This is a genomic window from Bacteroides sp. 14(A) (genome assembly GCF_000526555.1).
Lineage (GTDB): Bacteria > Bacteroidota > Bacteroidia > Bacteroidales > Bacteroidaceae > Bacteroides > Bacteroides cellulosilyticus.
The window spans coordinates 2,166,739-2,193,060 of the sequence record NZ_JAGH01000002.1 but is presented as its reverse complement, the minus strand read 5'-3'; the positions used below and the strand labels follow the sequence as shown (position 1 = coordinate 2,193,060).

Here is a 26,322-nt window from a genome sequence, read left to right as displayed (position 1 = left end):
ATACATTAATCAAAAACAACATACAATGAAGCATTTCTTATTTTTTGCAGCGCTTCTCATTGCCAATGCAATAGGTGCTAAAGTTACCCTGCCTCATATAATGGGAAACGACATGGTATTACAACAACAAAGTCTATGCAGACTTTTGGGAAAAGCCACACCAGGCAAGTCGCTCACCGTAACCACTTCCTGGAATAACAGAAAATATAAAACCATAGCCTCCGAAAACGGGGAATGGTTGGTAGAAGTAAACACTCCCAAAGCCGGAGGTCCGTATAAAATAACGTTTGATGATGGTGAGAAGACTATCTTGGACAATATATTGATAGGAGAAGTTTGGATTTGCTCCGGCCAATCAAATATGGAAATGCCTGTTCAAGGTTTCTTGGGACAGCCTACGAACAATTCATTAGAAACTATTGCTAAAGCTGGTAATTATCCGAATATTCGTTTCATCTCGCTTCCGCAAACGGACAGCACTCAGCCCTTATCCGATTGCGATGCAACCTGGAAAGTATCAAATTCAGAAAACATACCAACGTTAAGTACCAATGCCTATTTCTTTGCCAAAATGCTGAATGAAACCTTACACGTACCAGTAGGCATTATCGTATCTTGCTGGGGAGGCTCCTCTATCGAATCTTGGATGAGCCCCGAGGCATTGCAATCAGTAGATGGATGGGACAGAAAACAAGCTGAAGCAAGAAAGAAAATACAACAACGGCCCTCGCTGCTTTATAACGGTATGATTACTCCCATTAATAAGTTCAGCGCTAAAGGTTTCTTGTGGTCGCAAGGAGAAGGAAATATCCAGAATTACAAACTGTATGCGCAACTAAAAACCGCCATGGTGAAACAGTGGAGAACGGAATGGAAAAATCCTAATATGCCTTTTTATTTTGCAATGAGTGCACCGGGAAAAGGTCACAAAGGCAAACCCTTCCTTGTAGAACAGCAAATAAAATGTTTGGACATGATACCCAATTCCGGCATCGTGTTAACCACTGACTTGGGAAAAGAATTTGAATATCACTATCCACAAGCAAATATTGTAGGAGAACGTTTTGCTATTTTAGCACTTTCCGAGGCTTATCAAATGAAAGGTTTCCCCGCTCACGGCCCTTTGCTGGAAGGTGTAGTGATAGAAAACGGACGGGCCATCGTCACTTATAAAGATACACCTCTGGGACTTTGTCCAACAAGCTACAACATTACAGGTTTCGAGATGGCAGGAGCCGATCGCAAATTCCACCCTGCCAAAGCTCGGATCGTAGACTAAGAAGCCAAATTGGTTGTGGAGTGCGAGGAGGTTCCTGAACCTATAGCCGTGAGATATGCTTTCCACTCTTGGTATGAAACCAACCTGACCAATACTTTTGGTCTGCCGGCACAACCATTCAGAACTGATAACTGGGATAATGTAGAATAATTATGAGAATAGCATTCGTATATTTTCTTTTATTATTTATACTCTCTGTCCGAGTACAAGAAAGCACCAAATATAAAAGTTATCACCCGAAAGTAAACAAAAGATATACTTCAACCGTGGTACCCAGCAAATTGATAAACAGTACGCCTATTATCAAGAGCAAGTAGACAGTCTAATGCGAGCCAAAGGCTTCACTTTCGATCAATGGACAAGTAAAATGTTTGAAAATGCAGCACACAACGAAACTTATTGGGCAACTCGACTGGACCTTCCATTAAAATTCATTCTGAAGAAACCGGTCATGGCTTCTTCAGAATGGGTAACCTAAGTATACGACTGAGATACCCTAAATATGTGACAGAATTCACAAATATTTTTTTTAGACATTTACCAATAGCATATAATCACATGTATCAGTCCTATAGGTGTATCAGAAAGATGTTCAATCAGCCCCATTCCTCAATAATAACTCAATGCAGACATATTCATTATAGGATTTCCCTACTCAGCCACAAAAGTCTCCTGAGGTTTAGTACTTCCACCATTGGGAACAGAGAGGTAACGATTACATAAGAAAAGTTTGCCACAAGTAACCTCCCCTTCGATAACAATTTTCCCCAACTATCCATCTCCCGGCATGCCCTGCCGTAGACAAATTCAGGCCAATATTCACACGATACTCTGAAGTAAAGACAAAGTTTCCTCCCCTTGCCCCCATCTGAACATTATTAGATACAGTTAATTGTGATACAGATACTACAAATTGTGCTTGATCAGATATTACATTAATATTGGAAACTATGACTTTTCCACTTCCTACTATTCCAGACTTCTCTACATTAAATGTCATATAGGCTCCTTGCATGTTTCCATCACCAACTGTCAACTCTCCTTGGCACGTTAGAATACCGCCGATTAGTATATTCATTTTTTCTTGGCAGTTTTTGCTCCTAATGACAATTCTGAATCTATATCAATATACAGATTCAGGAACAACCGGATACACTCCTGCATATCATCTTCTGCCAACGAATACACTACCTGGTTCAAATTATCAATCACTACATCATCATCTATCGTAGGCACTCGTCCCTTATCCCACAAGTAGGATCATTCCATTCCCCGGACTTCACTGCCTTCAATCCGGAAGCAGTCACTGACTCCGTAAAAAGCCCAATACTTAAAATGAAGAATGATATTCTTATCACATTCAATTGCAAGATTCTTACTTCTTGTCTATAACAAATCCCTTTTGCTTTTTGTCTATCTTTAGCGAACGGCTGGAGTTTTCATCAATAACGATACGTGCCTTTTCTTTCCCTTCAAAAGAGTTGTTCTGAATTAAGGTATTCAGCCCATCTCTGACTTCAATCACCGGCAGACCGGGCCATAGTTTCGGATAAGTACCCGATTCTATTATCTTGTTATTACGGAATATCAAACCATCGACAGACAGGGCACTCAAAATGGAATTATCAAAAGTACGGAATTCATTATCTTCAATTACAATATTCTTCTCATAAGGTTGGTCTTTTAAAGTTTGTTTCATGCGTGGATTAATCCAGATGACGGAACCTTTACCACCACCATAAACGCAATCATAAAAGATGTTGTTACGTATCAAAACATCATCTACAGCTCCCGATTCGTACCAGTGATTCAAATCTCCTTCAAACAAAATGGAGGTCATCATCGAAGAGAAAGTATTGTTTTCAATCACCGTCTTATTACGAATACTTATAAGAATGCTGCGGGCACGATTGTTGCGCACTACGTTGTTACGGAATATTGTAGTGGGGTACCAAGTAACATTATCAACAGCATCATTTACTTTCAATGTAGCTGGCAGTTCCTCAACAAAGGAAAGTTCAAACAGATGGTCATTGATTTTCTTAAAGCTTTTTACGGTAGCCGGTGCTATAGGCAAAAGAGTCTCGTTAGTAATAAACTCAACCTTATCACCTGAACTGGCAAAATTGTAATCGAACTGTTGTATATGATTTACTCCTGCACGAATGGTATGTTTGTCAACCAGTTCACTGATCTTAACATAAGTACCATGTATGTTACTCGCATCATCCAGCATGTTCTCAAATAAACAATTTTCTATTACTAACTCTCCTTTACAATTACAGAAGTGTGTAGCATCAGCCGTAGTAGACACCATTCTGCCACTCCCCTCACGCAGTTTTACGTTTACCTCATTAAGATGGATGTTTTCACTCTTTTCTGCAATGACTCCCATGCCTCCTGCATGATAGATATTGAGTTTATCCAAATGTAAATTCGAAGAGTTTGTTAAATGTATGGCCGGTGCCAATCGATTGGAACGATTTGGGCCTTTAAAAATATAAATCAAACCGGCAGGGGCAGGTGTTTTGGCAAACCTGGCTTTTATACGGTAGTTATTCCCTCCCAATGATTGATCAAACGTTTTTCTGGATGCAACACCATTCAACAGATAGGACTGGGCATTGTAAGCCACAGCGTTTGTTTTCGGATCAAACACCATTGACTCACCCAAGAAAGGTAACGATAATCCGTTGGTCACGAATCCCAGACGATTACCTTCAAACTCAGTCTTTGTCATTGGATTTACCGCAATATCTACATATTGCTCTAAAGCATTACTTTCCAAAACTTCAGCTTGCAGATAAAATGGCTCTTTCCAATCAATAGAGAAGTTTTTCAACTTGATACCCATAGAGTTCTCAACCAGAAAAGGTGTCATAACTCCATGAAAAATGAAATCGGAACCACCACCATCAATTTCAATATTGGTACAGCCAATCAAAGGAAAGGCAAAATACTTATAGGAATTATCATGATTGGTTACTGCATGATATTTGCCAATAGCCCTTTCAGGATAAAAATGGTACGTTCCCTTAGGAAATACAAGTATGGCATCCTTAAAATCAGCTTGCTGCAACGCCTCTAACACTATAGGAGTTATATCTTTGTCCTGTGAAACTCCTAAATTCTCCATTAATATCCGTTTCTGGGCAAACACAGTGCTTGTCCAAACAAATAGAATAAACCATATCGTTACTTTTCTCATGAATAAATCCCCTATGTTTTTAATGTTATTAATCTGTCATTTCCAGTATTTACTAAAAAACGGATCGTGCGTCTGTTCACACCAGTCCATTACCGCTGTACGAAGTTCATTCATTATTGCATCGTATTTTTCTCCCAGGAAAATGGGATGTAACTGATAAGGGTCCTTCTCATTATCGTACAATACTTCCTTATTCTTACCTACAAACTGGTCATAGTAGGGAGACATTGCAGCTACATAGGTATATCTCTTGGTACGCACTGCACGATAATAACGGTCAGGGCCATTGTCATTCAGTACGCCCCGATCGAACTGGAAGAAAATCTTATCGGTGGTTTCCTTCTCTTTACCATTCATATAGTCAGCATAACTGTTACCATCGATGACTTCGGGAATTTCAATGCCAGCAAGCTCCAGTAATGTAGGCAATATATCAATGCTATTAATCAGTTGTGCTGCCTTTTTGGGTTTCAACTTTGCCGGATAGGAAATCATCAAAGGGACTCCTATAGATTCTTCGTACCACAAATCTTTGTACATTCTTCCATGCGATCCCAATAGCTCTCCATGGTCAGAGGTATACACAACGATGGTATTTTCCCACTCCCCACTATCCTTCAACTCCTGGATCAGCTTACCAAAATTTTCATCAATGGAAGTAATGGCACCGAAATATCCTGGTAGTGCCGGATATGATTCTTTATTATCCACTTTCTCTACATTCTTCCTACGTGGCAGTTTATCAGCCGGTTCATACATCTCTTCGAAACGTTTCGGGGCGGCAAAACCACTACCTTTACGTATTGGCAAATCTTTTAATAGGGCATTCCAGTGACCGATATTATGCTTATTCTGAAATCCCGGTCCCATGCCATTATGTGGAGGAGCATATGATACCACCAAACAAAATGGCTTTCCTTCATCACGTTCTCCATTACGGTTCTTCAAGAATTCGAGTGCCTTCTCTGTTTCATAATCGGGCATCCAGCGTCCGGTAACAATGAGTGAGTCTTTATCCCCATAATACCGACCATCAAAATGGCGATGTCCCTGACTGATCAGCCAATATTCAAATCCTAATCTTCTCTCACGAGGAACAAATGAATACTTCCCTCCTTCATGCCCGTCAAGGTGCCACTTACCTATATATCCAGTACTATAGCCACTCTTTTTGAAAAGTGCTCCCATACCATTTCCATCATCCTCCAGACGACAATCGTTCCCGAATACTTTATTATTTTGAGTATATTTACCTGAAAACAGGCAGGCCCTGTTAGGTCCTGATACCGGATGTGCAGAATAGGCCCTAGTAAAAGTTACCGCCTCTTTTGCGAATTTGTCAAGATTAGGAGTTATCACAGGATCTTCCTTCATAAATCCCAAAGCTTGTCTTCTGTGCTGATCGGACATCACGAAAAGTACATTGGGCTTTTTCTGATCCATCGCAAGTTTCTTCTGTGCAGAAGAAGCCTGCGATAAACTCAATAAAGCAAAGATATGTATTGGATATCTTATGTCCATAGCTCTAATTTTTAGCATCTTGCTGTTTAGGCCAAGAGTATTTTTCAACCTCCAATCCCGTATTATAATCCAAGCTACGCGGATTATACCCATCAGTCTTACGAGCACGAGTATACTCAGTATACTCCCAAGTGGACTTAAAGTCCTTACGCCAGGGTCTGGCATGCCAATACACTCCCCGAAAGGGATCGCGCGTCTCATTCATGTGCTCAAGAATCAAGTTGTGCAGACTATCACGCAATACTGCATGAGTATCATCATTAATGAGGTTATCCAGTTCATAAGGGTCTTTTTCCAAATCATAGAGTTCATCAGTAGACATCAGGTTTACACTCAATTTATATCGTCCGTCAAATACGGCACGCAAAGGCTGGAAAGCACCAAAACCATCATGGTCTACCTCAAAACGTCCAAACTCCATGAAGACAGGCTTCTTAGGCTGATCCACGGGAGAGGTAAATGTGTTAAGAATGCTGCTTCCTTCTATCACATCAGGAATAGTAACCCCTGCAGCATCCAGAATCGTAGGTGTAACACTAATCAAAGAGATAGGAGTTGTAGTCACCAAAGAACTGGGAACATGTCCCTTCCATCTGACAATAAAAGGAACACGGGAAACATCATCATAGACGCATGGTCCCTTTGACTTCAAAGAATGTGCATTCAAGAAGTCGCCATGATCGGAAGTGTAAATCACAAGTGCATCAGGGTACAATTCATCTATCTTTTTCAGCAGACGACCTATCTCATAATCAATGAATGAAAGGGAAGCGAAGTAATAGGGATGCTTGATAGTCATCTCGTCCTTATTCTCAAACTGTCTGCCTTCAGCCCACATCTGTTGATAAGAGGGTTTGTTCTTCAGATTGTCGTAATGACTGGGGTTCTTAGGCCACTCGTAATCTTTGTACATCGAGGCATAAGGCTCCGGACACAAGAACGGATGATGGGGTTCATCGTAAGATACAGTCAGAAAAAACGCATCATCAGAAGTACGGCTTTCCAAAAATTTCAACGCACGCTCCGTAACCCGGTGACCATACGTAAACTCGCCCGGTATAGACTCTTTGTTAGTCTCCGGTAAGCGGGATTTTATCCTCTCTTCTCTCGTGAGTTCTTCCAAATACATGCGCATATCATAGAAATACTCAGGGTCCCAGCCTTGTGGACAGATCCCGTTGCCGAAATAGTCAGTTCCATCCAAATGCCATTTTCCGGTATACGCACAGTAATAACCGTTATCAGAAAGCCTTTGTCCCAAAGTTTTTACATTATCTGCAATAGGCATGTCATTTCCCCAGGAAGCATTAGTATGCGGATACAATCCCGTAAATATAGCCGAACGGGCAGGGCCACTCACCGGGGAAACAGTATAAGCACGGTCAAAACGTACTCCTTCTTCTGCCAGACGATCCAGATTAGGAGTCTTTATTTCAGGAGTAATAGAACTCAGCATATCCCATCTGTGCGTATCTGTCATAATAAATATGATCTTACGCGCCTGTGCTTTGGCTGACACTTCGCCTTGAGGCTGATATCCGGTATTCGTCACTCCCTGACAAGAGCAAAGTACTCCCCAACCTCCATAGCGGAGAACTTTCGTTAATGCATTCCATTTCATAATCATTTATCTTTTAGAATTCTACTTTTGATTTATATTCGCTGTTTGTCTGGTATCCTCATCCATGCGAATAAATTCAGGAGTGTCAAACTGATACATATTCCCCTTCACAACCACATCTTTACAATGAAAAAGATCAACCAGTGGATTCTCCGGGTTATAAGGTTTAAAGTCCTTCGTCTGAATTATCTTATTATTACGAATAACCAAACCATTCACAGACGTTGCATGGATTATTTTGTTATCAAATGTATGAATCGTATTATTCTCAAATACAACATTTTTATCAATCCAGCCGGATTTATCAAAATTCTTGGCAAACCGGGGAGAAATGAATAACATAGCCTGCTCTCCGCCGCCTAATATACAATTGTGAAAGGTATTATTCCGGATAACTGTATTCTCATTAGCTCCGGCTTCATACCAGAAGTAAGCCTCCGGACGCATCAGAATGGAAGCCATCATAGAATTCAGATAATTATTCTCTATCAATGTTTTTCCTGGAGTTTTCAATACAATATTTCTGGCCCTGTGATTGCGAATCGTGCAATTCTTCATGACGAAACTATCCGTGTTCCATGTCTTATTCTCAACCAAATCTCCTTCTTTAAGCTCCTTAGGCAAGTCTTTGACAAACGTAAGCTCCATAGTATAATCATCCAAACGACGATAGTCTACAATCTTATTCTCATTTTGTCGATTTATCAAAGGTGCTATGATAAACCAGTTCTTATCTCCCGGACGGGCAAACTCAAAACCTCCTTGCTGGAAATGCATCAATTTAGCCTGCAAAGTCCGATTCGATATAATCTTTTCTATTCGTACATAAGTACCATGTACATTGGTTCCGTCATCCAGCATATTCTCAAAAAGACATCCGTCTACCACTACATTCCCTCTACAATTACAAAAATGAGTAGCATCGGCAGTTGCCGACAACATACGATCTGTTCCTTCACGAAGACATACATTAAAATTCTTTAAAGAGATGTTTTCTGATATTTCTCCCAAAAAGCCCATTCCCAAAGCATGGTATACATTTACATTTCTGATAACCACATCCTTGGACTTTAATGCATGAATTGCAGGTGCATAACGATTCTCTCCATTTGGTCCCTTAAAAACAATGATACTACCCACAGAAGGATAAGATTTGATTTTTTCTGTTATGCGTATGTCTCCATTAGACAGTTTTTCAACCATAGCATTTTGCTTTCGATGTATGTCCAATGTATTCGAATTATAAACCGGTGATTTAGAATATTTATCAAAGACCAGACTCTCTCCTATACCGGAATAAGAAAATCCCTCCTGATTAGGATACACTAATCGATTATCTGCTACTTGAAAATCATAGCCTTCCGAATTAAACCGGACATCATAACTTTTTGATTTAGGCATAGAACAAATCACTTCACCTTGTACATAAAAAGGGATCGACCAATCGATAGAACAACCGGTCAACTCAATTCCCTGAGAGTTGACGAATAAAAATGGAAGCATAGCACCTGTAAAGACAAATTCGGTTTCATCCCCTTCGATTTTTACATTTCTAAAACCATCAAAAAGAAAGGCTATATTCTTCTCTCCATTTTCATGATTCGTAATGCAATACGTCTTTTTAAATGATTCTGCCGGAGAAAAGTGGTACACGCCTTTAGGAAACACGAACTTCAAATCAGCCTTAGGCGCTTCTTCTATACTTTTTCTTATCACAGCAGTAATATTCTGCCCGTCTTTTATTTTTCCCGTAAAATCAATCACAGTCTCAGCTGCCATCAGTGCAGATGAAAAACAAGTGCTTAGACAAAGCAGCAGATTTATACCACACAATAATAATTTATACTTCATATCTATTTTTTTAATTGCTTATTTCTATTTCCTTTACTCTTACCTCCTTTGGCATTAGCTCCTGATTTCCTTAACGCACTATATGGATCCATAGTCACTTTGTTCAGTTTTGGATAACCGGCATCAGGGTTGTTCCAATACTCTTTGATAAAAGGATCACCAGTTTCATCCAAGTGCTTGACCAGTTCTGCATGGAGCCTATCGATAGTCTTATCATAACCCATACCTTTATAAATAGGATTCAATTGCAACGGATCTTTTTCACGATCATACAGCACCAATCCATCCTTCGTAAAGGCACGATTTTGATTCATACCGCATAATACGTAAGTGTAACGGGAAGTATAAACCGCTCTCCAGTAACGAGGTGCCTTCAATTCCTCTACCCCTCCGAAATCAAAAGAAGTAAAGGCATATTCAGGAGCCTTAAACTTCTTTCCCAATAGTAGTGGAGAATAATCGACACCGTCTACTCCCTGAGGAATACTCAACCCGGAGAGTCCCAATAGAGTAGGCATCAGATCAATGCTATTGAATACTACTATTTCACGCTTTGGTTTGATAACCCCTTTCCAGCCTACGAGGCACGGTACCCCCATGGATTCTTCGAACCAAGTTCCTTTTGTCATTAATCCTTGTGATCCCATGCTCTCACCATGATCCGATGTAAATACAATAATTGTATTCTCCAATAAATCATTTTGTTCCAGATAAGTCATCAGATTTCCAAAATCATTATCAATGGCCGTTATAGCACCAAAATAACCAGGAATCACTCTTGCACTGGTATCAGACGAACGGCGAATGGGTTTCAAATTACCTCGTATCGGATTCTTTTCATAGTCTATATCTTTATAAAGTGCCTCGTATTCAGCAGGTCCCGCATAACCATATCCCATTTTTAGTTTTTTATCCGGTCCATATTTACCCGGCTGATAGCGATCTTCGAATCCCGGCCCTCCACCCGTGTGAGGAGGATTATATGATAATACGAGACAAAAAGGCTGTTCACTTGTCTTTTGCTTCTCGATAAACTCGATACCTAATTGAGTTTCGTATGTAGGTGCCCAACCTTTAATATAAGTACGTTCTTTATCATCCTGCACATAATATCCCTGAAAAAAAGGTTGATGTCCCATAGATTGAACAAAATAATCAAATCCCTGACGTCTCACTGAGTCAGTTACATGATCATTCATTCCATTCAAATGCCACTTACCTATATAAGCAGTTGCATAACCGGCAGCTTTGAAAACCCGTCCCATCGACTCTTCATCCGTAGCCAACGGTACTTTATTCGCAAAGACCCCATTGTTGATAGAATACTTTCCAGTAAATAGACAGGCTCTACCCGGTCCTGATACCGGACGACATGAGGTAGCATTATCAAAAGAAACCGCCCACGAAGCAAATTCATCCAAATGAGGAGTTTGTACGGGATCTTCACCTTTAAAGCCCAAAGCTTGCTTGCGCCACTGGTCAGTCAATACAAAAATGACATTAGGTTTCTCTTTTTTCTTCTGCTGTGCTATCACATTTCCCGGCATGCTGCTTACTACAGAAGCTAATATTACTGATGATATTAAATTCACTTGTTTCATATTGTTCAGTTTTTAAGGTAAACTACTTAATAATCACATTGTCACAGTTTTCCTGATAGTACGGAGCATCACTTTGGGCATCGTTCCGATTCTTCTCTATCACAATATCCTGAGCTCCACTCAAAAATATAGTGTGGTCACTATTGCTTATTATTTCATTATCCTTTATCCGAATGTTCCTGATACCTTTCCATTCTGCTTGTTTCTTATTGACAGTAGTCGTACGGATGAGTATTGGAGCAATATCTTTGCCTTCTGCCCAATATGACCGGTCGAAACCCGCATTACGTATCTTATTATTTTCAATTACAATATTCCGGGGAACAAAGCCTTCCGGCCAGGATGCACTGTTTTGCAATGTAATCGCTCCCGTACTGAGGTTCTCCAGAATGTTTCCTTCAATTATCCCATTCTTCGCTTGAATAAGCATTCCGTAACGTCGGGAATTACGAAAGACATTGTTTTTAATCACAAAATTATCATTAGACTTACTATCGTTAAAAAACATATCTTTCGTTTTATCTCTACCTATCTGTAGATTTTCAAACCGGGCATCTATCTTAATTTTTGTAGCATCATCCATCGGAACAGCTTCTAACACCCTACAAGTACCTATCAAACGTCCCTCCCGCGGATTGAAAAGCGAGAGTTCGTCATTTACCCGCAATTTAGCGCTAACTAAGAACTGATTATCTGAAATAGCTTTTAGAATATAAACCAGTTCAGTTTTTATATTAATTGCATCATCCATCTGTCCCTCAAACAGACAACCTTCAATCCAAGGGCCTTCATAAGATGGAGTGACGTGTACACAATCTGCATTCTGACTGATAAGCCTATCTTCTTTTTGTTGTATCTTGCAATTCACAATGCTTATGCCCGTTGACTCTCTCAAACCAAAAGAGCCGGCCGGACCGGCATAATGTATATTATTCAGGAATGTAATCTGACGACACTGATTCACACTATAAGTAGAGCAGCCATTATAGCGAGCAATCATCGCAAATGGATCGTCTACAGCTATTTGTTCAATCACATTTTGGGTTGTCACGATGCGAAACAAATTCTTATCACCTAAATTAGAGACTTCTCTTATTGGCACCAGATTAGGAGCTTTATCTTTCAACAATCTATTATTTTCACGATCGAATAGAACCCCCCACTTTGTTTTTGATTTCGCAAAATTATCATCTGTAGGCCGTCCACCCTTTCCATCCGACCGAAAAGTAAATGTTTTGCCATTTATATCTACATCAACTACCGCTCCTTGAGTAAACGGCAAGGTTTTATAATCAATGGTCAGCCCTTTAATAACACCAGCCTGACAATTCTTCAATGTCATCAACGCAACATCCGGATTTTCTAAGATAAGAATAGCTCCATCACCCTCAATTATGAAGTCTGAGACATTCGACAAACTAAAAGCATGAGTTAACTTACTCTTCCGTTCTCCTACTTTTATCTGATAAATCCCCTTCGGAAATAATATTCTCACTCCACCACCACTTCGTTCACATTCAGCCAGCGCCCTGCAAATAGCCGGCCAGTCATTTTTATTATCATCAGGACAAGCTCCATAATCAACTACATTGATTGTTTTACTAACCGGAACAGATTGTATCGGCATTGAACGGGGGCTTTCAAAATGCGCTGGCTTATACAACTGTTGTCCATAGTTTATCACCGGAACAAAGCATCCAATAAACAAAAGGTATATTTTACTTGTTAATTTCATAATCCAATATTATTTTACTTTTTATATCCGTCAAATACTTTCATAGTGTTTTTACTATATTAGTTTTCTTTTTATGGCTAGTTTTACGCTTCACCGGCAAGGGTTTGGGCAATGAAGGAATCCAGAACTGTACATTTTGCCATAACTGTTGACGCCAACCGATAGGAGGTATCATCTGTTGAAACCAATCTTTAAAAATAGTCTTCATTTCTTGGGTCAACTCCGGGTATTGAGCAATTAAGTTCTCACCTTCCTTACGGTCTTCTTTCAGATTATGCAAATAATACGTATCCTCTTCCATTATATATCGCAACATAAAATCTCCTTTTCTCACCATAAATGCAGCTTCGGCTGTCTGCTGGTCAGACAAGGAATACATTCCCCAATTTTCTGCCTGCTGAGACATCCAGACCAAATACTCATGCACAGCTTTCGTTGAAGTTCCATGCAACAAAGGCATCAGACTTTTGCCATCCACCGCTTGCTGTTTGGGTAGTGAAATACCTGCTTCGTCAAAAAAAGTAGGAAATATATCCATTGCTGAAACCATTTCATTACAGACATATCCCTGTTTGATTTTGTCTCCATACCATATAAACATAGGAACACGTATCCCTCCTTCATAAGCCTGCCCCTTAAAACCGGAGAAGGGACCATTCTTTGGCAATACGGCAGCAGCACCTCCCGGAGCTCCATTATCAGATATAAAAACCAACATCGTATTATCTATTTCTCCTATCTTCTCCAACTCTTTCATCACCGCTGCAACTCCATCGTCAATGGCTGCAGTATAAGCAGCATACGTATTCAGTAATTTCGATTTATATTGGAAACGACTCATATATTTATCCGGTGCAGGTGCTCCTAATGGGCCATGCAGGGCGTTATAAGCTAAATATATAAGTTTAGGGCTCCCTTCATTTCCCCTAATAAATTGAACTGCTTCTTCTGTAAACTTATCAGTAGTATATTCCGCACATGCAATGTTTTCCCTGTTTCGGAATAATATGAGTGAATTATAATAAGAAGTGCCATGACTATTGAACCCGAACCAGTAATCGAATCCCCGATCCAAAGGATGATGTCCAGGAGAACAGGTATGTATTTCATCCATCCCCTTTCCATTATGATACTTTCCAAAAGCCCCGTTCGCATAGCCATAATCTTTCATAACCTGAGGCATAGTAAGTACCGTTGTTGGAATTCCGGTTTCTGCTTCTTTTATAATATATAATCCATATCGCTGCTGATAAGAAGATGTTAACAACCCGGCACGCGAAGGGGCACTGACATTGGCCGTTACATAGGCATTGGTAAATCGAACTCCCTCTTGACAGTAGCGATTCAGATAAGGAGTCGCTTTTTGCGCTGCTTCAAAAGCCTCTTCGGCAGTATAGTCCTTGACATGTATTCTGCAAAACTCTTGATTTAACTCCTTCTCTGTAAAATCGACATGGTTGGGGGCAAAAGCCCCCCATCCCATATCGTCTACCAAAACTAATACCAAATTAGGTTTCGACTTTGTAGCCGCATGCAATGTGCTACCTCCAAAGAGAGTAGCCAACAAAGTGCCTCCAGTCACCAGCGGAATTATATTTCTCATTTTCATGGCAAAAATTCAATTAATTATACCCGTCATTCTGAGTCAAAGCCCCTTTATGTAAAGATATTTCTCGTGCAGGAACAGGTCTGAATATATGGAACTCACTAATATGGCGCACTGGAATATTAGGATTACTCAAATTGGCACCCGGACGGGTTCTTGCATAATCGATGGATTGCTCCGTCACTTCTTTCAATACCCCCATACGTACCAAGTCAAACCAGCGATGTCCTTCTCCCAGGAGTTCCAACATACGTTCGTTCAAGATAGCCCGACGGAAATGCTCAATAGGATTTGTGGCTACATACCCCTTAATCTCTTTATTACCTTGTTTCTTCAGGTCTTCGTAAGTAAGTACCTCCAATATGGAAGTCGGTGTATATTCCACTACTTTTGCCCTTCTTCTCACCACATTCAAGAACTCTAATGCATCTGTTGTAATCCCCTTACCTTCTATATTATCTAACTCAGCCTGAGCCTCTGCATATACCAAACAAATATCTGAAACACGCAAGATCGGATTATTAACCGGTGTTCTATCCTGATTATATGAAGGGGGAACATCGATGCGGAATTTAGCAATTTGGAACTGTTTATAACGTTGTCCAAAAGCAATTGCTTTCACTTCTCCAGCTTGTGTTATTTGGAAGGTGGATATTGCCCAGGCAAAACGATCATCAACCGAAACACATGGTTGCGTAGCCGTCATAGTGTAAGTATAGTTGTCATTCACAATAGGCTGAACCGGGAAGATAACCTGTTGTCCTCCACCTTTTGCCGAAGGTCCCATAGGACCAAATAACGAGCCAAACCAGCCCCCCATTTCATTAGCTAATCCCGTAGACAATACAGCCTCAAAAAGAATCTCATCAGAACTTTCATTCGGATAAAAACAATCTGTAAATTTGGGCATCAGATAATTAGGAGCAAATATATCTAACACAGTCCGCGCCTCATCACGTGCTACAGTATAATAATACTTGATTGTTTCATCCTTGGAGTATTCCCTGCCTGATTGATCCGTATAATTCCACTCATATGAGTTGATACCTGCCAACTTCACCTGTTCAGTCATTTTAGGAGCCAGCAATTGCATAGATGAAGCTATATGCAAAGCTGCTTTTGCAGCAAGCGCATGAGCTGATGCCTTCTTGGCACGACCATATTGTGACACAGTTTCCGGCAAGAACTGCTTTGCATATTCCAATAATGTGAAAATATGCGCATAAACTTCCTTTATAGAATTTCTATCCACTTCATAGTTACTACTGCTTCTTGAAGGTGTAGTTAAAATCGGAACTCCTCCAAATATTCTGACCATATTAAAATACCACAAAGCTTGCAAAAAACGAGCTTCGGCAGCAATTGCACGATAACGCGGTGTAGCATTTAGTATTTCCTCACTCATTTCGTCTATGCGACTTATAATTTCATTAGTCGCATTAATTCCTGCATAACTATTAAGCCATACTTCCTGGCAAATTAAGTTATCAGAATTAAGTGTAGTATACTGGTCTAATTGAGTGGCGTATATCCAATTGGCACCTTTATTCGTTGCAATATAACACTCATCTGTACCAGCTTCTCCCAATACAGGAAATCCTGTCGCATAGGTACCCTCTTTCGTGGTTCCTCGTCCGGATATATAATAATAACAACCTACTAAAGCAGCCTCATAATCAGATAATTTTTCATAATATCCCTCTCTTGTCAAATCAGAGAATGCCTCATTGTCCAAGAATCCGATCTCACAACCAGTAAATAAGTTGGAGAGTAATAAAAGTGCAATAATATATTTATTTTTTTTCATCATACTCATAGTTATTAAGATGTACTTCATTATAAATCAATTGAGAATCCGGCATTAAATGTACGTGCTGTCGGATATGAATATTTATCCAATCCTCCAGTTAACGGGTTAGTAGAAGAGAATTCAGGGTCATACCAGGAATATTTTGTAAACGTAAACAGGTTGATACCTGACACAAATACTTTAGCACCTTTCACCCCCAAATGCCTCATTGCTTTTTTAGGCAGACGATAAGAGAAGGATATCTCTTTTATTTTCAGATAAGAAGCATCTTCAGCCTGCAGTTCCGTGGCAGTTTGCCTTCCTATATTATCTGAATAGATGTGTAAGGGAGCGTTCTGTCTATCAATAGTCCACATATTATCATAATATTGCTGTTCGATATTATAGTTGTTATATCCTCTCAGCATTGCATGATTAGTATTGAATAGTTTATTACCATAAGAGAATTGCAGGAAAATAGATAATTCTACATTTTTATAAGAGAAACGATTGGTAAATCCGCCAAAAAACTTAGGTTCATTGGAACCAAGATATACTTTATCATCCGAAGTAATCACATCCCCTTCTCCTTGTTTCTTCAACTTCAGATAACCGGGTTCTACAGCATTTCCTCTACTTACAACTCCCTCTCTCAAAGTAAATTGTCCATTATTTCCCTTTATATTGTCATAGATGGCCTTCTGCTGAGCCTTATCAGAGATAAAAGTACCATTAGCATCATAGAAATCACTAAAGTCACGACACTGATACAATCCATCAGTCTTATATCCAAACATAGCGCCGATAGGATAACCTTCACGAACATAAAAGACATCCAGGAAATGCCCCTGCATAATGGCTGTAGGAGTAATAGGAATACGATCTCCACTACCTATATTCTTCACTCTGTTCTTATTGAATGAAATATTCAGGTCAGAAGTCCATGTAAAATTCTTCGTATTCATATTTACGGTTCCCAAATTCAACTCAAGCCCCTTATTCACTACAGAACCAATATTCCGCACTACACTCTGATATCCTGAAATACCCGGAAGCTGCTCAGTGATAAGTAAATCGGTGGTATATTTATAATAAAGGTCGGCTGTAAAATTCACTCTACTATTAAATAAAGACAGGTCGACACCTACATTATATTGATCCGTAGTCTCCCAGCGCAGTTTATCACTGCCTATAGTTCCAGGAATAACGCCCATGTTGATAATTGGTGAACCGGTAGTACCTTGAGCCGTATTAAAACTATAGTATTTTTTAGACATCATTGCTAAAGCTGCCAATGTATTGATGCTTTGATTACCTGTACGACCATAACTTAGCCTCAATTTCAGCTGATCTATTTCCTTCACATTTTTCAAGAAAGCTTCTTCATTCATCTTCCAGGCAAAAGCTCCGGAAGGGAAGTACGAGAATTTATTTCCTTTCGGAAACTTGGAAGAGCCGTCAGCACGGAAACTGGCAGTGAATAAATAGCGACTCTTTAAAGTATAGTTAATTCGTCCTAAGTAAGACATCAGAGAATAATAAGAATAAGAATTTTCCGGCGGTAAAATATTTGCTCCGAACTTCAAGCTCTCTTCATCCAAACTCTCTATCTCCAAGCCTGTAGTAGTAGTGGTAAGATTATCAAAAATAGTGCGCTGGAAAGTAATACCTCCCAATACATTTACTGCATGTATTTCATTAAAGGTTTTCATGAAAGTTAATGTATTCTCATTTAGCAAGTTAGTAGTACGGGCTACGCCATGACTGGCGCGTCCCTTATCTACACGCCCCATACCTGATGTGGAAGGATAGAAGTTCTTACTTTTAGCATCAGTCATGTACCCACCGATAGTGGAACGGAGAGTCCAATGCTTTGAAGGAGTTACAATGACATAGGCAGTACCTTGAGTCCTGCGCGCGTCAGTTCTTTGAACAACAGAATTCAAATTCGTTATCGGATTATTCCAAGAGCTTCCCGGATCATCCGCATCCGTAGAATCCTCTATTTCACGGTCCGTAATGTTAGGCCTGAATATCAACATTTGAGTAAAAATGTTAGATTGAGTCTGGTTTGTAGCATTTACAATCCCATTATTCACCATCACAGATCCTGAAAGATTCATTCCTAACTTCAAGTAGTTATTTACCGTACTTTCAGCCTTCATAGAATACGAGAAACGATTCATATCGGAGTTCTTCACAATACCCGTTTTATCATAATACCCAAGAGAAAATGCATAGGTATTCTTTTTAGAACTACCGCGGAGTGATATATTATAATTCTGAGATACTCCTAAACGAAATATTTCATCCTGCCATACCCTGTTGATGCCAGTTATTTTGGGCGTTCCGTCAGGATTCCAACCAAGTGCGGTGTTTCCAGCCAACGTACTTTCACCGGGAACAAAGTCAGCCGGCAGAGGAAAGCGTAATCTCATATAATTTTCATATTCTGCCCCGGAAAGTGCATACGTACGTTTCTGAGGTAATAAATCAAAGCCAGCATCTGCGGAAAAGCTCAATTGCGTAGACCCATCTTTGGTTCCTGATTTTGTGGTTATTATCACAACACCATTGGCACCACGCGAACCATAAATAGCTGTAGCCGAAGCATCTTTTAAAACTTCAATAGATGCAATGTCGTTGGGATTAATCAACGCCATCGGATCCAATGAGGTATCTCCCATTCTGCTTGCTCCAGAAACTTCACTTTGTGAGTTCTCCATCAGTACGCCATCTATTACATAAAGTGGTGAAGTACCCGCACTAACAGAACTGGCACCACGAATCTTAATATTGATACCCGCTCCCGGATCACCGCCATTCTGAATGGCCATAACTCCCGCTATCTTACCCGCCAGCGCACTTGTAAATGATGCAGAACGACTTTCCTCAATCGCAGATGCCTTCATAGAAGCAACAGATCCTGTCAGGTCACTCTTTTTTGCGCTACCATACCCAATTACAACCAACTCATTTAGTTCATTGGCCTGATCTCCCATAGTAACATCCACTTTTCGTCTATTACCTACCCGAACAGTCTTTGCCTCTTTACCTATATAAGTAAAAGACAATCTTGAATTCTCATCTTTTACAGTAATAGAATAATTACCATCCATATCGGTGATGACTCCTTTTTGAGTCCCGACTTCCATTACAGTAACGCCAATCAGTGGCGATTCGTCCACTTCATCAATAACAACTCCTGTTACTTGAATTTGAGCGGATACACCCGAAACAAATAACAAGAACAACGAAAACAGTAATAGCCTCTTGCAATTTTCTTTAAAATTCATAATTACTAATTTAAGGTTTGTATTAATAGCCATAACTACATCTTTCGATAAAGACGTCACAAAAATAAAGATAAAGATTATCGGCGAATAACACGTATGTACCAACGATTAAAAAGGATGTAACAAAGTTCAATATTTGACCGTTTTTTCACTTTTAGGTCACATTACATTGCGCTATTTGTAACACATTAGCTCTCCATGTATCATCTGCCTCTTTTTTATATTGCACTCTCACTCTTATCTAAAATTATATTTTATCTTTGTTTCATAATCTACTATATTTATGAAGGCATTTTATTTATTACTCAGTATATTTCTATATGCTTCTAATCTGTCAGAAGCATTAGCATCCGATTTTAGTTTTAAATATCGTCTGGAAATTCTATCTATGAATCAAGGGCTCTCACAACATGACATCAGTTCCATTGCCCAAGATCGATATGGTTTTATTTGGATCGCTACTTATGACGGTTTACTGCGCTACGATGGATATACATTCAAAACCTATAGGTTTGACGATACCAATCCAAAATCTATCAGCGACAATCGTATTCTCTCCATATATTTGGATTCTGCCGAAAATCTATGGATAGGAACCGAAGGTGGAGGATTAAATTTATATAATTATGATCTGGAAGAATTTTCCAAATTCAAATTTAGCGAAAATCCCTTAGATAATAATATATATTCAATATATGAAGATAATGAGCATAACCTATGGGCAGGCACAGGCTGTGGAGTATATAAATTAAATTACTCACCAGAAAATAGAGAGCTCCGAATCACTCCCATCGTATCTAATTTCGAAGAAATGACTAATGTTCGTGCCATATACAGGAATTCAAAAGATGAAATGATATTAGGTACCACTATAGGGCTCTACACCCTAAATCCCAACAATACACCTCCATCCCATTCACATATTCTTCCCCAAAAATTGCCCAATATTACTTCATCCATTTTTGCCATAGAAACTTTAGATGACAAACATTTATTGTTAGGAGGATATGAAGGATTATTTTTGTATCATAGAGATACACATCAAATAGAAAAGATACTAACCTCATACCAACAATTGGAACGTATTCATACCATTAGAAAACAAAGCGAAGATACATTCCTAATCGGTACAGAGAATGCAGGGATTTTAACCCTAACCTATCAGAAACAAAGCTATAGAATAGAAAAGTTGGCCACAGACGAAAACGAATATCTTGAGAAATCAATCATAAAAGCCATATTCATTGACAATATGCAAAATCTGTGGATTGGAACAGGAACAAATGGAGTCGGACGATTGAATCTTTTATCTCCCCACTTTTACCGTTTTTTTGATGTCAAAAAAGAAGACAGGAATTTCATAAGAGCTTTCTACAAGGATAGAGCGAATAGGATGTGGATACAAATTAAGCAGAAATCATTATTTTATATCAATGAAAAACAGAATAATCCAATCCCTGTTACTTTACCGCAAACAGCCAATTCTATTACTGAAGACAACGAAGGTAATATATGGATTTCTACCACAGATAATATATATATGTTGGAACAAAAAAATAACTTCCAGCACCCACGTTCAGTTATTCCCACTCAAACATCTCACAAAGAAAAAATTACAAACATAAGAGGAATTCAATCTGACAGTAAGGGTAATATATGGGCAGGATATAGAAATGGGCTCATACTAATAAAAAAGACGAAACTGGATAAATTTGAAATCAAAATATACAATAAATTCAATCTGAAAAACAGTCAGATTAATATCAATAACCTATATTTTGAAAAGGGTACTCACCACCTATGGGCTTGCACCAGAGATTTTGGATTATTTATGTTTGAACTTGATGAGCAAAGTAACATTACTAATCAAACACGATTTTACTTATCGGATAATCATAACGAACAGATAAACAGTAACCATGTATGGGCAGTAACCCAAAGCAGTTCCAATAAAATATGGATTGGTACAGATGCGGGATTGAACAGCATCGACTTCTCTGGTGGAAAGATTCAGATAAAAAGCTTCAATCACATTAGCCAATTGAGAAATATCAAGATTCTATCCATTATTGAAGACACAAATAGTGCTTTATGGCTGGCTACCAGCAAAGGTCTTATCAAATTCACGCCTACCACCAATGAGATAAACCGCTTTTACTACAAAGATGGTTTATCAAACAATTCTTTAATGGAAACCAGTCAGATAGATGACAATGGGATTATTTACTTTGCCAGCATAAATGGGATAACCTATTTCCACCCTGACGAAATAACACGCAATCCAATTAAGCCTCAAGTACTGATTACCAAATTGCAAGTATTCAATAAAGAAGTAGAAATAGGGAAGAAAAAGAATGGAAGAGTTCTATTACCAAAATCAATTCTTGAAACTTCAGAAATAACTTTAAAGCACAATGAAAATAATTTCACTATCAATTATGTAGGAATACACTTCAATAATCCACAATCCAATAAATTTGCGCATCAACTAGTAGGATATGACAAAGACTGGATATATGGAGGTGCTGAAAACCGTTCTGCATCTTACAACAATCTTGCTCCCGGAAAATACCAACTGCGTATCAAAGCTTCCAACAGTGACCAAGTATGGGCGGATGAATATCGAACACTGGATATTGAAATCCTAGCTGCTCCATGGGCCAGTTGGTGGGCATACCTCACCTATACTTTACTGGGAATTATCATTATTTATATCATTGTCATACATTATAAGAGACAAGAAAAACTAAAATACAAACTACACATCGAACAATTAGAGAGAATACATGATAAAGAGATGAATGACAACAGGCTAAAATTTCACACCAATATTGCGCACGAAATAAAAACGCCGCTCACTCTTATCAGTGCTCCCTTACAGGAGTTGGTTAAGCATCCCACAGATGATACATTCATAATCTCCAGACTTCAGATTATTCAGCAAAGTACAAACCGCCTATCCAACTTAATCAATCAATTTTTAGATCTTCGAAAAATAGACAAAGAAGCTCTTCCATTATCTATACAAGAGACAAATATCGCACATTTATTTGAAGCGATACTGGAGAGCTTCAGACCTCTGGCAGAACAAAAAGGAATAAATTTTCAGTATTTTTCAGACTCTTCTGAAATACAAGGATGGATAGACAGAGACAAGGTGAGCAAAATATTAAATAATCTATTATCCAATGCTATTAAATTCACTCAAAAAGGACATCAAATAACCGTCTTTATCGCCAAAGAAGAAGATCATATCTTCTTTACAGTTGAAGATAATGGTTGTGGAATATCAGAACAAGATCTTCCACACATTTTTGACCGCTTCTATCAATGCGGTACTCAACAATCGAGTGGAACTGGCATTGGACTATCGCTTGTATATGAACTAATACAACTGCATCACGGAAAAATATCAGTAACGAGCACCATAGAAGTTGGTACAACCTTTAATGTTTCTATTCCTATCACTCAACATTATTACAAGGAAGAAGAAATCAACCAATCACATATACAAGAAGAACAACAATCAAATCTTTTACAGGAAGAATCACCTGTACAGCTTTCTGCCTCCAAACAAATCATTCTGGTCATAGAAGACGATTATGATATGCGTAAATACTTACATCAATATCTCTCCCCACACTTCGAGGTATTAACCGAAGATAATGCTTTTTCCGGATACGAAACAGCATTAAAATATATCCCGAATCTAATCATTACCGACATCATGATGCCTGGAATGAATGGATTAGAATTGTGTAACAAACTTAAAAACGATTTCCACACAAGTCATATTCCTGTCATTATACTTACCGCCAAAGCAGCAGAAGAAGACTTATTAAAGGGATATCAGAGTGGAGCTGAAATCTACATCACCAAACCTTTCAACCCGGATAGCCTGATACTTCAGGTAAGAAATATGATTTCACTCAAAAAATATCAAGAGAGAAATACACTTAATACGAATGATGATGACACTAACGAAAATAAAGATTATATAGCATTAGACGAAAGAGAACAGAAATTTATAAACAAGCTTAATAATTGGTTAGAATTACACTTAGAAGAAACGGATTACAATATAGAAGATATTTGTAAGGAGATTGGAACAAGTCGTATGCAATTACACAGAAAACTTACAGCCCTTTTAGGCCAGTCAGCATCCGAATTTATACGTTGCTATAAGATGAAACGAGCTAAAGAATTATTAGAATCAGGTAACTTTAATGTCTCTGAAGTTGTTTATAAAACGGGATTCAAAAATAATTCCCACTTTACTAAAACATTCAAAAAGACTTACGGACACCTTCCTTCTGAACTATTATGATCAATTCAATATTCTACTGAATATTCCTTAAAATCAAAAGCAGAAGGAAGAGCCGTACTCAATTCTTGGAGCAATAGAGAATAATCTAAATGACAAATGAACCGGAGAATAATTAAAATGACTATTTCACTTCAAATTTTCCTTGTAACTTTATATCTTGTGAAGAACTTCCCACCATTACCGCAAACGTACCCGGTTCTACTAGGAAATGATTATCCTTATTCCATAATCCCAACTCTTGCGGGGTAAGCACGAAATCAATCACTTTTTCTTCGCCCGGTTCCAGATGGATACGTTCGAAGCCACGCAATACTTTTACATATGTAGTCACAGAACTCATCTCGTCATGCAGATAAAGCTGAACGACTTCATCTCCGGCTACTTTTCCTGTATTCTTCACTTTACAACTCAACTTCACACTACCTTGTACACCAATGACCGGATTCTCTATCTTTAAATCACTATAAGCAAAAGTAGTATAACTCAAACCATATCCGAAGGGATAAAGCGTACCGGTAACACGTACAAAACCTTTTGAATCGGAACCCGGTTTAAAAGGAAAAGCAAAAGGTATCTGCCCTACCGAACGGGGAAAGGTTACCGCCAATTTACCCCCCGGATTATAATCACCGAAAAGTACTTGTGCCACAGCATCTCCCATAAATTCTCCCGGGAACCAAGCATGTACAATACCCGGAATATAACGCTCAGCCCAGTTGATGGTGGCGGCACGTCCGTCTACCAGTAACAAGATCACAGGTTTGCCCGTTGCGTATACAGCTTGCAATAGCTTTTCCTGTCGTCCGCACAAATCCAGATTGGTACGGGAATATTCCTCACGTACTGTCTTCTCATTTCCTCCCAGTACCATGATGGCTACGTCCGATTCCTTTGCCAAGGCTACAGCCTCATCCATCATAGCCTGTTCTTCCTGATCCAATGGTACTTCGTAAAGCTCACTCTCCGGAAAATATTTATCAATAATGTCTGTTCCTTTTGCATAGCGAACCTCTGCATCAGGCAAATACTCTTTTATTCCCTGATATACCGTCTTTATCGGAGCATTAGCCGGACCATAACGACAAATCAGGTTCTGCACTTCATTCGCATTAGGACCAATCACTGCTACTTTCTTCAAATCTTTGGAGAGTGGCAGGATATTATTCTCATTCTTCAATAAAACGATAGATTCTAAAGCCGCTCTCATGGATACTGCCTGATGTTCCTTGCTATGCACCACCTTTTCAGGATGTTTTGCATCTCCCTTATAAGGGTTATCAAACAACCCCATCCCAAACTTTACCCGCAACACATCTGCTACACGGCTATCAATCGTCTGCATGGAAACCTTTCCTTCACTAATAGCCTGCCGAAGCGGACGAATGAAGTTCTCGGGCAAAGTAAAGTTAGTACGCACATTCAGTCCCGCATTTACTACCTGGGCAGCTCCATCTACAGCATCGGCAGCCACCTGATGCTTGGAATAAAGAAATTCTACCGCTTCACTGTCAGACACTACATAGCCTTTGAAACCCCATTCATGGCGAAGTATTTCAGTAAGGAAATGATAGCTTCCGGTAATCGGTTCACCATCATAGTCATTATACGAACTCATGACTCCCAATGCTCCGGCTTCGCAGAAAGCCTTGCGGAAAGGTTCGATATAAAGAGTCCGCATCTCGCGCGGTGCTACGTGTGGATCGGTACGAGTACCGGCATCACGCCCACCGACAGGGATACTATATACTGCAAAGTGTTTGGGAGTGGCAACCAGTCCTTCTTGCTGAAGTCCTTTAATCATCCGTTTTCCAAGTTCTCCCACCAGAAAAGGATCTTCTCCATAACATTCTACTACACGTCCCCAACGCGGATCTTGTGCAATATCCAAAATAGGAGAATAAATATTAGTATAACCTAATGCTTTTGCCTCTTCAGCGGTGACCTGAGCTATTTCACTGATCAGTTCCTTATTCCAGGTAGCCCCCTGTCCGCATTGGGCAGGGAACATGGTGGCCCGGTCATGACAAAGTCCGCGAATACCTTCGTTGGTGAAATCAACAGGTATTCCTAAGCGAGTCTGCTCCACAAACCATCGCTGAATGGTCTGCCGATTTTCTACACTATTTACATAAGGGTATGATAAAGAAGAACCGAAACGTCCCAAGCCATTGGCCTGTTCATCTATATTGGCTATACCGTCCTTCCAGATTTCATCTTTCCACTTCTCAGTAGGAAGAGAATCTTTCAGTACACGGCCGGCCCCGTACAAGGTAGCCATCTGGCAAGTTTTCTCCTCCAAGGTCATCTGCGACAGCAGGTCTTGTACTCTTGCCTCTATCGGTGCCGAAGGATCTTCGTAGATATCCTTCACACCGTTCTTGTTAAAATCAATCCAGCCTTTCTTATATATACCGGGATTATTACCCGCATACACACCCGCACAAAGCGATACAGCAATACATAAAGCGATTCTTCTTTTCATAGCATC

At 39.4% G+C, this 26,322-nt stretch carries 15 protein-coding genes; 3 read left to right on the top strand and 12 right to left on the bottom strand.

The annotated features are described in order from the left end of the window. The first annotated feature begins 25 nt into the window (after window positions 1–25). Window positions 26–1,279: a sialate O-acetylesterase gene (locus K429_RS28810; RefSeq protein WP_231501868.1), complete on the top strand. Its 1,254-nt coding sequence runs from the start codon at window positions 26–28 to the stop codon at window positions 1,277–1,279. A 15-nt stretch (window positions 1,280–1,294) separates the two neighbouring features. Beyond that, window positions 1,295–1,429, top strand: coding sequence for a hypothetical protein (locus tag K429_RS31170; protein ID WP_255347642.1), 135 nt, complete (start codon window positions 1,295–1,297; stop codon window positions 1,427–1,429). Window positions 1,430–1,994: 565 nt separating this feature from the next. Here the strand turns inward: K429_RS31170 and K429_RS0115745 are convergent. The 11 genes from K429_RS0115745 to K429_RS0115695 all read right to left on the bottom strand — a co-directional run bounded on the left by K429_RS0115745 (window position 1,995) and on the right by K429_RS0115695 (window position 19,507). After that, window positions 1,995–2,357 carry a hypothetical protein gene (locus K429_RS0115745; protein ID WP_007219854.1) on the bottom strand — a complete coding sequence of 121 codons (363 nt, stop codon included), beginning with the start codon at window positions 2,355–2,357 and terminating at the stop codon, window positions 1,995–1,997. Beyond that, the gene (locus K429_RS0115740) at window positions 2,354–2,515 is read right to left on the bottom strand and encodes a hypothetical protein (RefSeq protein ID WP_153881259.1); all 162 of its coding nucleotides are present in this window, start codon (window positions 2,513–2,515) and stop codon (window positions 2,354–2,356) included. The genes K429_RS0115745 and K429_RS0115740 overlap by 4 nt, the downstream gene beginning before the upstream one ends. 139 nt (window positions 2,516–2,654) lie before the next feature. After that, a complete protein-coding gene (locus tag K429_RS0115735) occupies window positions 2,655–4,487 on the bottom strand; it encodes a right-handed parallel beta-helix repeat-containing protein (RefSeq protein ID WP_026367543.1) in 1,833 nt (610 codons plus the stop codon). A 36-nt stretch (window positions 4,488–4,523) separates the two neighbouring features. Continuing rightward, window positions 4,524–6,008 carry a sulfatase gene (locus K429_RS0115730; protein WP_026367542.1) on the bottom strand — a complete coding sequence of 495 codons (1,485 nt, stop codon included), beginning with the start codon at window positions 6,006–6,008 and terminating at the stop codon, window positions 4,524–4,526. Window positions 6,009–6,012: 4 nt separating this feature from the next. Beyond that, entirely contained in the window at window positions 6,013–7,629 is a 1,617-nt protein-coding gene (locus K429_RS0115725; protein WP_226810605.1) for a sulfatase-like hydrolase/transferase, read from the bottom strand. Window positions 7,630–7,650: 21 nt separating this feature from the next. Beyond that, a complete protein-coding gene (locus K429_RS0115720) occupies window positions 7,651–9,480 on the bottom strand; it encodes a right-handed parallel beta-helix repeat-containing protein (protein ID WP_026367540.1) in 1,830 nt (609 codons plus the stop codon). A 2-nt stretch (window positions 9,481–9,482) separates the two neighbouring features. Continuing rightward, window positions 9,483–11,081: a sulfatase gene (locus K429_RS0115715; protein ID WP_007219859.1), complete on the bottom strand. Its 1,599-nt coding sequence runs from the start codon at window positions 11,079–11,081 to the stop codon at window positions 9,483–9,485. 22 nt (window positions 11,082–11,103) lie between these two features. Next, complete coding sequence (locus tag K429_RS0115710; protein ID WP_007219860.1) at window positions 11,104–12,816, bottom strand: right-handed parallel beta-helix repeat-containing protein; 1,713 nt, start codon at window positions 12,814–12,816, stop codon at window positions 11,104–11,106. Between the two features lie 40 nt (window positions 12,817–12,856). Next, entirely contained in the window at window positions 12,857–14,425 is a 1,569-nt protein-coding gene (locus tag K429_RS0115705; RefSeq protein ID WP_026367539.1) for a sulfatase-like hydrolase/transferase, read from the bottom strand. A gap of 13 nt (window positions 14,426–14,438) precedes the next feature. Continuing rightward, on the bottom strand, window positions 14,439–16,232 hold the full coding sequence (locus K429_RS0115700) for a RagB/SusD family nutrient uptake outer membrane protein (protein ID WP_007219862.1): 1,794 nt from the start codon (window positions 16,230–16,232) through the stop codon (window positions 14,439–14,441). A 26-nt stretch (window positions 16,233–16,258) separates the two neighbouring features. Beyond that, window positions 16,259–19,507, bottom strand: a complete 3,249-nt coding sequence (locus K429_RS0115695) for a TonB-dependent receptor (protein ID WP_007219863.1) — start codon at window positions 19,505–19,507, stop codon at window positions 16,259–16,261. Between the two features lie 283 nt (window positions 19,508–19,790). Here K429_RS0115695 and K429_RS0115690 point away from each other — a divergent pair, with 283 nt between their 5' ends. After that, complete coding sequence (locus tag K429_RS0115690; protein WP_007219683.1) at window positions 19,791–23,834, top strand: two-component regulator propeller domain-containing protein; 4,044 nt, start codon at window positions 19,791–19,793, stop codon at window positions 23,832–23,834. Between the two features lie 121 nt (window positions 23,835–23,955). Here K429_RS0115690 and K429_RS0115685 read toward each other — a convergent pair whose 3' ends face one another. Next, a complete protein-coding gene (locus K429_RS0115685; RefSeq protein WP_026367536.1) occupies window positions 23,956–26,316 on the bottom strand; it encodes a glycoside hydrolase family 3 N-terminal domain-containing protein in 2,361 nt (786 codons plus the stop codon). Window positions 26,317–26,322: the final 6 nt, after the last annotated feature.

Excerpts from the sequence above, each read along its gene's own strand:
- K429_RS0115730 (WP_026367542.1), bottom strand. The coding sequence starts at position 6,008 with ATGGACATAAGATATCCAATACATATCTTTGCTTTATTGAGTTTATCG.
- K429_RS0115695 (WP_007219863.1), bottom strand. The coding sequence starts at position 19,507 with ATGAATTTTAAAGAAAATTGCAAGAGGCTATTACTGTTTTCGTTGTTC.
- K429_RS0115735 (WP_026367543.1), bottom strand. The coding sequence starts at position 4,487 with ATGAGAAAAGTAACGATATGGTTTATTCTATTTGTTTGGACAAGCACT.
- K429_RS28810 (WP_231501868.1), top strand. The coding sequence starts at position 26 with ATGAAGCATTTCTTATTTTTTGCAGCGCTTCTCATTGCCAATGCAATA.
- K429_RS0115700 (WP_007219862.1), bottom strand. The coding sequence starts at position 16,232 with ATGATGAAAAAAAATAAATATATTATTGCACTTTTATTACTCTCCAAC.
- K429_RS0115705 (WP_026367539.1), bottom strand. The coding sequence starts at position 14,425 with ATGAAAATGAGAAATATAATTCCGCTGGTGACTGGAGGCACTTTGTTG.
- K429_RS0115725 (WP_226810605.1), bottom strand. The coding sequence starts at position 7,629 with ATGAAATGGAATGCATTAACGAAAGTTCTCCGCTATGGAGGTTGGGGA.
- K429_RS0115690 (WP_007219683.1), top strand. The coding sequence starts at position 19,791 with ATGAAGGCATTTTATTTATTACTCAGTATATTTCTATATGCTTCTAAT.
- K429_RS0115720 (WP_026367540.1), bottom strand. The coding sequence starts at position 9,480 with ATGAAGTATAAATTATTATTGTGTGGTATAAATCTGCTGCTTTGTCTA.
- K429_RS0115715 (WP_007219859.1), bottom strand. The coding sequence starts at position 11,081 with ATGAAACAAGTGAATTTAATATCATCAGTAATATTAGCTTCTGTAGTA.
- K429_RS0115745 (WP_007219854.1), bottom strand. The coding sequence starts at position 2,357 with ATGAATATACTAATCGGCGGTATTCTAACGTGCCAAGGAGAGTTGACA.
- K429_RS0115710 (WP_007219860.1), bottom strand. The coding sequence starts at position 12,816 with ATGAAATTAACAAGTAAAATATACCTTTTGTTTATTGGATGCTTTGTT.
- K429_RS0115685 (WP_026367536.1), bottom strand. The coding sequence starts at position 26,316 with ATGAAAAGAAGAATCGCTTTATGTATTGCTGTATCGCTTTGTGCGGGT.